The sequence below is a fragment of the Empedobacter sp. UBA3475 genome (assembly GCF_002378465.1).
Taxonomy (GTDB): domain Bacteria; phylum Bacteroidota; class Bacteroidia; order Flavobacteriales; family Weeksellaceae; genus Empedobacter; species Empedobacter falsenii_B.
This window is the reverse complement of record NZ_DFRA01000021.1, coordinates 1-12172: the sequence shown is the minus strand read 5'-3', so window position 1 is coordinate 12172 and position 12172 is coordinate 1. Positions and strand designations below refer to the sequence as shown.

Sequence of the window (12172 nt, the reverse complement as noted above, 5' to 3'; positions counted from 1 at the left end):
TGCAAACATTAAAATAAGAGATTAGCTTCATATGTCGGAAACAATAAGATTAAGTAAAGTATTAAAAGAATTAAATATATCAATAGATAGAGCTGTTGATTTTTTAGAAGGGAAGGGTACAACAGTAGAAAAAAATCCGAACTCTAAAATCGACGTGCCAACTTACGATATTTTAGTTAATGAGTTCCGATCTGATGCTAAACAAAAGCAAGCTTCCGGTGAAGTAGTCATTAACAAAATTTCAGATATCAAAGCCGCTGAGAAAAAAGAAGCAGAGGCAAAAGCTGCAACTGAAAAACCAGTAGAAAAGAAACCTGAAATCATTGAAACGACGAAAGTTGAATTGGAAGGACCAAAGACTGTTGGAAAAATAGACTTAGATGCTTTGAAACCTAAAGCCAAAGTAGAAAAATCTGCGGCAAAAGAAGAGGTGAAGAAAGAAGAAATCAAGAAAGAGGAGGCACCAAAAGCTGAACCTAAAACTGAATCAAAAGAGGAACCGAAAGGACCGAAAGTGATAAAAGTTATTGATCTTGATAAAATAAATAATACAGGTAAACCTAAAAAGCAAGATTCTCCAGCTCCTAAAAAAGAGCAAGCAGAACCTAAAAAGGCGGAAGCACCGAAGGCGGAAGTTAAAAAAGAGGTGAAGAAAGAAGAACCTAAAAAGGTGGAAGAGGTTAGAAAGCCTGAAATAAAAACGGAAGCGAAGCCTGAAGTGAAGAAAGAAGAAATTGAAGAAGTAGCAGCAGTTGAACCTCAAAAAATTGAAACTGTCTACACAAAATTAGATGGACCTAATTTTACAGGTGCAAAGATTGACTTATCTAAATTTGATAAGAAAAAAACTGACGATAAAAAAGGGAATCAAAAAGGTGCTAATAACGCTGCTGACAAGAAAAAGCGCAAACGTATCCAGAAAAACGTTAAACCAGAAGATGTAGCAAAAGCTGGAGAAAACGGAGGAAACAATAACAACCGTCAAGGTGGTAACAACAATCACGGAGGAGGAAATAATAATAACCGCCAAGGTGGTAATAACAACCACGGAGGAGGAAATAATAACAACCGTCAAGGAGGTCAAGGACAAGGTGGAAATCGCCAAGGTGGTAATCGTCAAGGTGGTGGAAACTTTAGAGGTGGAAACAACCGTGGGCCAAGAGTTCCTCAAGTAGAACTTTCTGACGAAGATGTTAAAAAACAAATTAAAGACACTTTAGATAAACTTACGAACAAAGGTAAAGGATCTAAAGGGGCTAAACACAGAAGAGATAAACGTAAAGAAAGACGTGAGTTTGCTGAGCAAGAGCAAGAAGCAATGGACATGGACAAAACTTTACACGTAACAGAATTTGTAACGGTTAACGAATTAGCTTCGTTAATGGATGTTTCTGTTACAGAAGTTATCTCTGCATGTATGTCATTAGGAATCATGGTTACCATGAACCAACGTCTTGAAGCGGATACAATTCAATTAGTTGCAGATGATTTTGGATTCGAAGCAGTATTTGCTAATGCTGAAGAAGAAATCTCAACTGAAGAAGAAGAAATCGATAACGAAGAAGATTTAGTAACTCGTGCGCCAATTGTAACTGTAATGGGACACGTTGACCACGGTAAAACATCTTTATTAGATTATATTCGTAAAGCAAATGTAATTGCTGGTGAGTCTGGAGGTATTACACAACATATTGGTGCGTACAACGTAACATTGCCTAGTGGTAAACGTGTAGCATTCTTAGATACACCAGGTCACGAGGCTTTTACAGCGATGCGTGCTCGTGGTGCTCAGGTAACGGATATTGCAATTATTGTGATTGCAGCCGATGACCAAATCATGCCACAAACGCGTGAAGCAATTTCTCACGCTCAAGCAGCTGGAGTACCAATGGTATTCGCAATCAACAAAGTTGATAAACCAGCAGCTAATCCAGAAAAAGTAAAAGAGCAATTAGCTCAAATGAACTTATTAGTTGAAGACTGGGGTGGGACTTACCAATCTCAAGAAATCTCGGCTAAATCTGGTTTAGGAGTAGAAGATTTATTAGAAAAAGTATTATTAGAAGCTGAGGTATTAGACCTTAAAGCAAATCCAAAACGTAAAGCATCTGGTACAGTTGTAGAAGCTGCATTAGACAAAGGACGCGGATATGTTTCGACAATTATTGTACAAACAGGTACATTACACATCGGAGATTATGTATTAGCAGGATCTCATCATGGTAAAGTTCGTGCAATGTTAGATGAGCGTGGTAACAATATCAAAGTTGCTGGACCATCAACACCAGTTACAATATTAGGATTAGCAGGCGCGCCAACTGCAGGTGATAAGTTCAAAGTTTACGAAGACGAACGCGAAGCGAAACAAATTGCAACTCGTAGAGATCAATTACAACGTGAGCAAACTATTCGTACACAAAAACACATCACACTTGATGAGATTGGACGTCGTATCGCTTTAGGAGATTTCAAAGAGTTGAATATTATCTTGAAAGGGGACGTGGATGGTTCTGTAGAAGCATTAACAGACTCTTTACAAAAACTTTCGACAGAAGAAATTATTGTTAACATCTTACACAAAGGAGTTGGACAAATTACAGAATCTGACGTATTATTAGCTTCTGCTTCAGATGCGATTATTATCGGATTTAATGTTCGTCCTGGTGGATCTGCTCGTGATATTGCAGAAAAAGAAGAAGTTGAAATTAGAACTTACTCAATTATCTATGCTGCGATCGAAGAGATTAAAGAAGCGATGGAAGGTATGTTATCTCCAGAGTTGAAAGAGCAAGTAACAGGTAATATTGAAGTTCGTGAAACATTCAAAGTAACGAAAGTTGGTACTATTGCTGGATGTATGGTCTTAGACGGTAAAGTTTACAGAAACTCTAGTATTCGTATCATTCGAGACGGAGTTGTGATCCACGATGGTGAATTAGCTTCATTGAAACGTTTCAAAGATGACGTGAAAGAAGTTAGTAAAGGTTACGAATGTGGTCTTAATATCAAAAACTTCAACGATATTCAAGTAGGTGATATTATCGAAGCTTACGAAACTGTAGAGGTTAAAAAGAAATTGAAATAATCAATTCTCAACAAATATTTTAAAAAGGAGCTCAATTTGAGCTCCTTTTTTTATGAAATTTTATTTAATAAAAATCAATACTCTACTTGTTATATAGAACTATATTCTATTGTTCATCTTATTTTTAGAATAGAATCTTTATTTAACATTAATTTAAATTTTTCTTTTATTTTATTTAAAAACGATTGTTTTATATTCTATAAAATCTATAAATTTGCTAGACTTTAAAATTGTAAATATGAATAAGAAATTATACTCACTCAAAAAAATATTTTTTCTCACTGCTCTTTTCGGCGGAACATTTTTATTCGCTCAAACTAAAGTCACAGGTACGGTTGAAGATGTAAATGGACCAATCGATCAAGCAACGGTTAATGTAAAAGGAACGAATATAACGACGACAACAGATGCAGATGGTTTATATCAATTAACGTTAGAGCCTGGGAAGTATGAAATTATTGTTTCAAAAATAGGTGAGCCAACAACGACGCAAACGATTAATGTACTTGATGAAAATGAAATTTCTTTAGATTTCTTTTTGCAATCAATCAATTCGGATACTGATCTTAGCGAAGTCGTTTTGATTGGTTCACGTGCAGTTGGACGTACACAATTAGATTCTTCAACACCAGTTGATGTGATAGATATTAAAGAGGTGACAAAAGATGTAGGACAAGTTTCGTTGAATCAAATCTTAAATTATGTTGCGCCATCTTTTAGCTCGAATACGCAAGTTATTTCTGACGGAACAGATCATATAGATCCTGCTTCTTTGCGTGGTTTAGGACCAGATCAAGTATTGGTTTTGATTAACGGAAAGCGTCGTCATACAACATCATTGGTTAATATTAATGGTTCGTTTGGTAAAGGTTCTGTTGGTACAGATTTGAATGCAATTCCAACTTCTGCAATTAAAAGAATTGAAATTCTTCGAGATGGAGCAGCTGCTCAATATGGTTCTGATGCGATTGCAGGTGTGATTAATATTGTCTTGGAAGATTCGACAGATAAACTACGTGCGTCAATTTCGTATGGAGGAAATCTTTCGAAAAATGCAGAAGATAATTTTGATGGTGAAACTTTTCAAGCGAATGTAAATTATGGTGTAAAAGTGGGTGAAAAAGGAGGATTTGTAAATGTTGCAGGTTCTTACGACAAGCGTCAACCATTCAATCGTCAAAAAGAATTTACAGGAACAATTTTCTCAGATTATAATCGACCAGATTTATACCCAAATCCAACTGGAAAAGATATTACAGAGGAAGAATTAGCGCGTCGTGGAGAAACGCGTGCTGATTATGTTTCGCGCATTGGACAATCAAAAAATGAAGGAGGATCAATTTTTATTAATTCACTTTTTCCAGTTTCAGATAAAACCGAAATTTATGCATTTGGAGGATTAAATTATCGTTTGGGTGAATCGGCGGCTTTTCGTCGTCAGCCTGCTCAGTTACATCAAACAGTAGCGTCAATTTATCCAAATGGATTTTTACCATTAATTCAAACTAATAATTACGATCGCTCTTTAGCAGCGGGAATTCGTAGTGAAATTAATGGTTGGAAAGTTGATTTTTCGAACACATACGGAAATAATACCATCGATTTTGGAGTCAAAAATACAGTTAACGCATCGATGAAAGAATCTTCGCCAACATCTTTTGAAGCTGGTGGATATCGTTTTACGCAGAATACAACCAACCTAGATTTTACGCGTTTTTTTGATGATGTTTTAGCTGGAATTAATGTCGCGTTTGGTGCAGAATTTCGTTATGAGAATTATCAAATTGTAGGAGGTGAAGAATCATCTTATGCGAATTATGGTAAAGTTCGTCAAATTGGCGTAGACGGAAATGGAAAGCCAATTTATGTTCAAGATTTTAACGGAAATATCAATACTTTATTTGCTGCAAATGGTACTGCTTTAGCAGGCGGAGCGCAAGCTTTTCCTGGATTTTTACCAGCGAACGAAGTCAATGCAAATCGTCATTCTGTTGCGGGGTATTTAGATACTGAATTCAATTTTACGAAAGATTTCTTAGTAGCTGCTGCGTTACGTTACGAAGATTATTCAGATTTTGGATCAACGTTAAATGGAAAAATTTCGACTCGATACAAATTAGGAAACTATGTGTTGAGAGCCGCTGCAAGTACAGGATTTAGAGCACCATCTTTGCATCAATTATACTTTAGCGCAACTTCAAGTTTATTCTTAGATGGAGCAATTTCTAATTCAGGAACTTTTACAAATGATAGTCGTGCTGCAAAATTATTAGGAATTCCACAATTGAACGAAGAAAAATCGAAATCAGTTTCGGCTGGAGCAACGGCAAATTGGGGAAAATTCAAATTGAGTGTTGATGGATATTTTATCAGAATTGATGACCGAATCATTTACACAGGATCTTTCACAGGAAGCAATGCAGCAAATGCATCAGCTCAAGACAAAGAGATTTACGAATTATTGCAACAAGCAAATGCAACTTCGGCGCGTTTCTTCGCAAATGCAATTGATACTGAAACCAAAGGAATAGATGTAGTTTTGACGTATCAAGATCGTTTGGGAGCAGGGAAATTACGTGGAGATTTATCGGCGACTTTTAGTAAAACAAATGTTGTGGGCGACGTTCATGCTTCGGATTTATTAAAAGGAAAAGAGTCTACTTATTTTGATCGTTCAAGTCGTATTTATTTAGAATCGGCTATACCTCGTACAAAAATTAATTTATCCTTGAATTATTCATTGGATAAATGGAATGTTTACTTAAGAAACGTGTATTTTGGAGAAGTTGATGCAGCGACAAATACGGTGGCAGATTCGCAAACATTTAGCGGAAAAGTTGTAACAGATTTGAGTTTTGGTTATGCTTTCAACAAAAATATTTCGTTAACAATTGGTGCAAATAATTTGTTTGATATCTATCCTGATGAAACGAAAATTGGAGGAAATAGAGGAGCAGGATATTTCGTGTATTCACGTACTGGACAACAATTCGGAACTGGAGGACGTTTTGCTTTCGCTCGTTTATCATTAAGTTTATAATTTAAATAGTTTATATGTTTTACCAAATCTTTGTCGTAATTGATGAAGGTTTGGTATTTTGTTTAAATCGATTTTATGAAAAAAATATCATTTATTATAGTTTCATTCTTCGCGATTATTCAGTTGAATGCGCAAGAATCTTACAAAAATGGAGCTGTTGTAACAGCTCATCCCGAAGCTTCAAAAGTTGGAGTTGAAATTCTGAAAAAAGGTGGAAATGCGATTGATGCTGCTATTGCAGTTCAGTTTGCGTTGGCGGTTGTTTATCCAAATGCAGGAAATATTGGTGGCGGTGGATTTTTGGTTTATCGTGATGCAAAAGGAAAAACAGATGCGTTAGATTATCGTGAAAAAGCACCTTTAAAAGCAAGTGAAGATATGTATTGGGACAAAAATGGCAATGCAATTACTGATCTTAGTTTGTATGGACAATTTGCTGCAGGAGTACCTGGAACTGTAGATGGAATGGTGAAAGCGCACGAAAAATATGGGAAATTAAATTGGAAAGAATTAGTTCAGCCGGCTATTAGTTTAGCTCAAAAAGGATTTAAAATAACAAAACAACAAGCGAGCGAACTGACAAATAAGCATAATGATTTTGTAAAATATAATTCAAAAACGAATGCTTTAACGTCTAAATCATCTTGGAAAGAAGGAGATTTGTTGGTTCAAAAAGAATTAGCAAATACATTAAAATTAATTCAACAAAAAGGTCGTGCTGGTTTTTATGAAGGAAAAACGGCTGATTTAATAGTGAAAGAAATGAAACGCGGAAACGGAATTATTTCGCACGAAGATTTAAAACAATATCAATCGGTTTGGAGAACGCCAGTTTCGGGAAATTATAAAGGTCTTAAAGTAATTTCGATGCCGCCGCCTTCAAGTGGAGGAATTGCATTGGTTTCGTTATTTCAATCAATCGAAGATTATCCAATCAACAAATGGGGATTTCAAGCAGATTCTACAATTCAAGTGATGGTAGAAGCAGAGCGTCGCGTTTATGCTGATCGCGCAGAGCATTTAGGTGATCCAGATTTTATAAAAGTTCCGCAAAAACAATTGTTGGATAAAAGTTATAATGTAAATCGAATGAAAGATTTTTCGTTTGATAAAGCAACACCAAGTTCAGCAATTAAAGCGGGAGAAATAATTGGTAAAGAGTCAATGGAAACAACGCATTATGTAATTGTTGACAAAGATGGAAATGCGGCTTCTGTAACGACTACTTTGAATAATTCCTATGGATCTTTGGTTGTAGTAGAAGGTGCAGGATTTTTGTTGAATGATGAAATGGATGATTTTTCTGTAAAACCAGGTACACCAAATTTATATGGTTTAGTTGGAGGAAAAGCTAATGCGATTGAACCTTCGAAAAGAATGTTAAGTTCGATGACGCCTTCTATTTTAGAGAAAGATGGTAAATTGTTTATGGTTGTGGGAACGCCAGGTGGCTCTACAATTATAACGTCAGTTTTTCAAGCCATCTTGAATGTTGTTGATTTCGGAATGACGATGCAAGAAGCTGTTGCAGCACCAAGATTTCATCATCAATGGTTGCCAGACCAAATCGATTATGAGCCAAATGCAATTTCAGAAAACGTTCGTGAATCGTTAAAACAAAAAGGTTATACATTGAAAGAACGTAAACCTTACGGGCGTGTGGAAGGAATTTTGGTCAACACTAACGGAACATATCAAGCTGGTGCAGATCCAAGAGGAGATGACAAAGCAGTGGGATATTAAGAAATACAAAAGGAACTCGATTCGAGTTCCTTTTGTATTTTTAAGAGAAAACTTTATGATAAAACGTCTTTAATTTCTGGATTTTTATCAAACTGCGCTTTTGCGAAAGGACATAAAGGAATTACTTTTATATTATTATTTCTTGTCCATTCAACCAAGGCTAATAAAGCTTTTTTTCCTAAACCTTGTCCGCCATAAGCTTCGTCAACTTCTGTATGATCGATAATAATTTTATCATCACCAGCCCAAACATATGTCATTTCTCCAGCTTTTTTATCGCCATCTAAAACGACAAAAGCTCCATTTTTTTTATCATCAATTTGTTTAATTTCCATCAGTTTTATTTTTGAAGTTGTTTATTAATCTTCTAAAGTACCAAATTTTCCGTTATTAAAATCCTCAAAAGCTTCGCGAATTTGCTCTTGTGTATTCATCACAAAAGGACCATAAGAAGCGATTGGTTCATTTAGAGGTTCTCCACTCAAAATTAGTACAATGCTATTTTCAGTTGCTTCGATTGTAAAATCTTCTCCTTCGTTAGTAAATAATAATAAATGATCTGTTGGAACAATTTCTTGTTCATTTACTTTCACCTCACCTTCAATAACCAATAAAACGGTATTGTAATTTGCAGGAAAACTAAAATTCGCTTTTCCGCCTTCATTCAATTTTGCATTCAGCATATTAACAGGAGAAAAGGTAGATGCAGCACCTTTTGTTTGGTTGTATTCCCCAGCAATAACTTCGATAAAACCATTTTCAACTTCTACAGTAGGAATATCTTTATGTTCGATCGCCTGATATTTTGGAGTGCTCATTTTATCCTTTGCAGGAAGGTTTACCCATAATTGAACCATTTGAAAAATTCCACCTTGTTTATAAAATTCTTCTGCATGATATTCTTTGTGTAAAACACCAGAAGCTGCTGTCATCCATTGTACATCTCCTTGATGAATTGTTCCTCCTCCACCAGAACTATCATGATGAGAAACGCTTCCTTGATAAGCAATAGTAACCGTTTCGAAACCACGGTGTGGATGCACACCAACACCTTTTGGTTTGTCTGTTGCTGGAAAATGAAATTTTGAATTGTAATCTAACATAATAAATGGATCCATTCTTCTCATATCTAAATGATAACCACTTGGAATAAAATTGTGAACTCTAAACCCATCTCCAACGAAGTGAGGTTCTCTTGGAGCGATAACTATTTCTATATTTTTTGTATTCATAATGATTTTTTTATATGTTTTTATTTTTGTTATACAAATTTACGAAGCTAAATAGTTGATTATATTGATGTAGGTTAAGAAGTTGGTAACGTATTAATTAACATAGATTAATAATGTTTTGTAAATTTTTATTATTGATTGAATGTTAAATTTATATTTAAAACTTTAATACATAGTTGTGATTTTGTTATAAGAGTTAAATACTTATTATTTATATAATTGTTTGGAAATTAATAGTAATATGAGAAAACATTTATTCATCATTCTTTTTGGAATTAGTTTTTATTTATTTGGACAAGAAAATACGTATCGTTTTTTGTATGATATCCACCAAGAAACAATTTTCAATGATGAAATGAAGAAAAATACACCAAAAGACTTTTTGCCAGAAATAGTAAACGCGTTTAATGAATCTTATGAGTTTGAAGTGTTAGCTTCTAAAAATTATTCTTTTGTCAAATTAATAGAGAAAGTAAAGAACTCTCAGAATGATGCGGTTCGAATTTATCCAGAACCAAATTGGTTACTAAACGATTTTGAACATAATAAATCATATGAGTTTGCTGAATATGGTGATACGTATGTGGTGGATTCTATTAAGATAGAAGGTTTGAAACCTACAAAGGAAATGAAAGAAATTTTAGGTTTACAAGCTAAGAAATTTATCTTCGAAAATGATGAGTTTTACTACGAAATCTGGTTAGCAAAAATGAATGGAATTACGGTAAGCCCTTATTATTTTCAGTTCAAAAACTTTGTTGTAGTAGAATTATTTAAGAAGTTTAAAAAAGTTGAAGAGGGTGGTGGAAAGATGGAAAAAAGATATTTTTTGAAAGAGATTAGTCAAGAGAAAAAGTCTACAGATTTTATTAAATTAATTCCTAAAAAAGTACTTACTCCAAAAGAACTTCAAGAGAAAATTGATAAAATTAATCAGATGAGTCAAAATAATGAAGTAGAGAAATAATAATTAAAAAAGCATCTCAATTGAGATGCTTTTTTAATTTGATATATTATTTACAATAATTCTTCATCCACTATATTTGGTAATGTAACCTTTAACAAAGGTTCATCTTCCATTGCACGTTTTATAGCAAAAATAGCTTCTTCGTTTCTTGCCCAAGATCTACGAGCAATTCCGTTGTTCACATCCCAATGTAACATTGATTTTAAACGATTTTCAGCATCGGAAGATCCATCTAATAACATTCCGAATCCACCGTTAATAACTTCTCCCCAACCAACGCCGCCACCGTTGTGAATAGAAACCCAAGTTGCGCCACGGAAACTATCTCCAATAACATTGTGAATCGCCATATCTGCTGTGAATTTTGAACCATCGTAAATATTAGAAGTTTCGCGGAATGGAGAATCTGTTCCAGAAACATCATGATGATCACGACCTAAAACAACTGGTCCGATTTCACCTTTCGCAATTGCATCGTTAAACGCTTTCGCAATTTTAATTCGTCCTTCTGCATCTGCATATAAAATACGAGCTTGCGAACCTACAACTAATTTGTTTTCTTGTGCACCTTTTATCCATGTGATATTATCTTGCATTTGTTGCTGAATTTCCTTTGGAGAATGTTGCATGATTTCTTCTAAAACTTGACAAGCAATTTCATCTGTTGTTTGTAAATCTTCTGGTTTTCCTGAAGTACAAACCCAACGGAAAGGTCCAAATCCAAAATCGAAACACATTGGTCCCATAATATCTTGTACATAAGATGGATATTTGAAATCAATTTCGTTTTCTGCCATTACATCTGCACCAGCTCGAGAAGCTTCTAATAAAAAGGCATTTCCATAATCGAAGAAATACGTTCCTTTTGCTGTGTGTTTATTTACAGAATCTGCATGACGACGCAGCGATTCTTGAACTTTTTCTTTGAATAATTCAGGATTGTTTGCCATCATATCGTTGGCTTCATCAAATGATAATCCAACAGGATAATAACCGCCAGCCCATGGATTATGCAAAGAGGTTTGATCTGATCCTAAGTCAACGTAAACATTTTCTTGATCAAATTTTTCCCAAACATCCACTACATTTCCATCATAAGCAATGGAAACAACTTCTTTATTTTCTTTGGCTTCGCGAACACGAGCAACCAATTTATCTAAATCTGTAATTACTTCGTCCACCCAACCTTGTTCATGACGTTTGTATGTCGCAGCAGGATTCACTTCGGCAGTAACAGAAACAACACCTGCTATATTTCCCGCTTTTGGTTGCGCACCTGACATTCCGCCTAAACCAGCCGTAACAAATAATTTTCCTGCTGTTCCGTTATCATCTATTTTACGAGATCCGTTTAAAACTGTGATAGTAGTTCCATGTACAATTCCTTGCGGACCAATGTACATATAACTTCCAGCTGTCATTTGTCCGTATTGAGAAACGCCTAAAGCATTCATTTTTTCCCAATCATCTGGTTTCGAATAATTCGGAATTACCATTCCATTCGTTACAACAACACGTGGAGCGTTTTTGTGAGAAGGAAATAAACCCATCGGATGACCAGAATACATCACCAATGTTTGTTCGTCTGTCATTTCAGACAAATATTTCATTGTTAATAAATATTGCGCCCAGTTCTGGAAAACTGCGCCATTTCCTCCGTAAGTAATCAACTCTTCAGGATGTTGTGCAACTGCGTGATCCAAGTTATTTTGAATCATTAACTGAATTGCTTTTGCTTGTTCTGAATTTCCTGGGTAATCTGTAATTGGTCGAGCGAAAATTTTATAATCAGGCATCAAACGATACATGTAAATACGTCCAAAATTTTCCAATTCTTGTTTAAATTCTGGAATTAATTCAGCATGATCTTTTGGCTCGAAATAACGCAATGCATTTTTCAATGCTAACTTTTTTTCGTCTTCCGATAATATTTCTTTACGTTTTGGTGCGTGACTTACGTTAGGATCTCTGTCTTTTTTTTGAGGCAAAACAGAAGGAATACCTTGTTTTATTTGTTCTTGAAAAGTCATTTTTTTGTGTTTTATGTTTTAGGTTAAACGTTATAAGTTTTACGATTTTTTGTTGTCATACTGATTTCTATGACA

Annotated in this window: 7 protein-coding genes; 4 read left to right on the top strand and 3 right to left on the bottom strand. The window is 34.9% G+C overall.

The window, feature by feature from the left end; genetic code table 11:
• Positions 1-31 precede the first annotated feature (31 nt).
• From infB to ggt, 3 genes are all read left to right on the top strand, one after another.
• On the top strand, positions 32-3085 hold the full coding sequence (infB, locus tag B3I31_RS04920) for a translation initiation factor IF-2 (protein WP_291059686.1): 3054 nt from the start codon (positions 32-34) through the stop codon (positions 3083-3085).
• A 238-nt stretch (positions 3086-3323) separates the two neighbouring features.
• Entirely contained in the window at positions 3324-6125 is a 2802-nt protein-coding gene (locus B3I31_RS04915; RefSeq protein ID WP_291072429.1) for a TonB-dependent receptor, read from the top strand.
• Positions 6126-6200: 75 nt separating this feature from the next.
• A complete protein-coding gene (gene ggt, locus B3I31_RS04910; RefSeq protein ID WP_286495295.1) occupies positions 6201-7868 on the top strand; it encodes a gamma-glutamyltransferase in 1668 nt (555 codons plus the stop codon).
• Positions 7869-7921: 53 nt separating this feature from the next.
• Here ggt and B3I31_RS04905 read toward each other — a convergent pair whose 3' ends face one another.
• Together B3I31_RS04905 and B3I31_RS04900 are read right to left on the bottom strand one after the other, a co-directional pair.
• A complete protein-coding gene (locus tag B3I31_RS04905) occupies positions 7922-8203 on the bottom strand; it encodes a GNAT family N-acetyltransferase (RefSeq protein ID WP_286495294.1) in 282 nt (93 codons plus the stop codon).
• A 24-nt stretch (positions 8204-8227) separates the two neighbouring features.
• On the bottom strand, positions 8228-9100 hold the full coding sequence (locus B3I31_RS04900) for a pirin family protein (protein WP_291059691.1): 873 nt from the start codon (positions 9098-9100) through the stop codon (positions 8228-8230).
• Positions 9101-9341: 241 nt separating this feature from the next.
• Between B3I31_RS04900 and B3I31_RS04895 the strand changes: the two genes are divergently transcribed.
• Entirely contained in the window at positions 9342-10067 is a 726-nt protein-coding gene (locus B3I31_RS04895; protein ID WP_219033831.1) for a hypothetical protein, read from the top strand.
• A gap of 50 nt (positions 10068-10117) precedes the next feature.
• Here the strand turns inward: B3I31_RS04895 and B3I31_RS04890 are convergent, their stop codons facing one another.
• Entirely contained in the window at positions 10118-12097 is a 1980-nt protein-coding gene (locus B3I31_RS04890; RefSeq protein ID WP_291049617.1) for a urocanate hydratase, read from the bottom strand.
• Between the last annotated feature and the right edge of the window lie 75 nt (positions 12098-12172).

Bases quoted from the DNA above. Each gene is read 5' to 3' on its own strand.
- infB (WP_291059686.1), top strand. From the start codon at position 32: ATGTCGGAAACAATAAGATTAAGTAAAGTATTAAAAGAATTAAATATA.
- B3I31_RS04915 (WP_291072429.1), top strand. From the start codon at position 3,324: ATGAATAAGAAATTATACTCACTCAAAAAAATATTTTTTCTCACTGCT.
- ggt (WP_286495295.1), top strand. From the start codon at position 6,201: ATGAAAAAAATATCATTTATTATAGTTTCATTCTTCGCGATTATTCAG.
- B3I31_RS04905 (WP_286495294.1), bottom strand. From the start codon at position 8,203: ATGGAAATTAAACAAATTGATGATAAAAAAAATGGAGCTTTTGTCGTT.
- B3I31_RS04900 (WP_291059691.1), bottom strand. From the start codon at position 9,100: ATGAATACAAAAAATATAGAAATAGTTATCGCTCCAAGAGAACCTCAC.
- B3I31_RS04895 (WP_219033831.1), top strand. From the start codon at position 9,342: ATGAGAAAACATTTATTCATCATTCTTTTTGGAATTAGTTTTTATTTA.
- B3I31_RS04890 (WP_291049617.1), bottom strand. From the start codon at position 12,097: ATGACTTTTCAAGAACAAATAAAACAAGGTATTCCTTCTGTTTTGCCT.